The sequence below is a fragment of the Bacillus sp. AFS029637 genome (genome assembly GCF_002584985.1).
In the GTDB taxonomy this organism is placed as follows: Bacteria; Bacillota; Bacilli; order Bacillales; family Bacillaceae_G; genus Bacillus_A.
Map to the genome: position 1 here is coordinate 1 of NZ_NUPZ01000103.1, position 277 is coordinate 277.

General features: G+C 36.8%; 1 pseudogene. It reads left to right on the plus strand.

Annotation, left to right across the window (positions count from 1 at the left end):
* A pseudogene (locus COE49_RS27090) lies at positions 1-149 on the plus strand (IS4 family transposase); the annotation flags it as partial.
* Positions 150-277 lie beyond the last annotated feature (128 nt).

The following is a 277-nucleotide window of genomic DNA, read 5'->3' on the forward strand; positions in this document are numbered from 1 at the left end:
ACACCCAAGAGCTATCAAAGGTGTTACTTCGCCTGTTCAATCTCCTACAGCAAAACGGGCGGAAATCTCATCGATATGAGAAAAAAACGGTCTTTGATATATTAGGTGTCGTTTACAATTGTACCCTGTCTAATAATCAAGCCGCTTAATTCAAAAATGTGAAACCCGTTAGGGTTTATTTCGTATGCAAATTTTAAAATTACCTACACTTTCCCTTAGAAAAAAGAAACATTCTCGCCTAAAATTGACTTTGCATAAGCTTAGCTTGATAGCGATG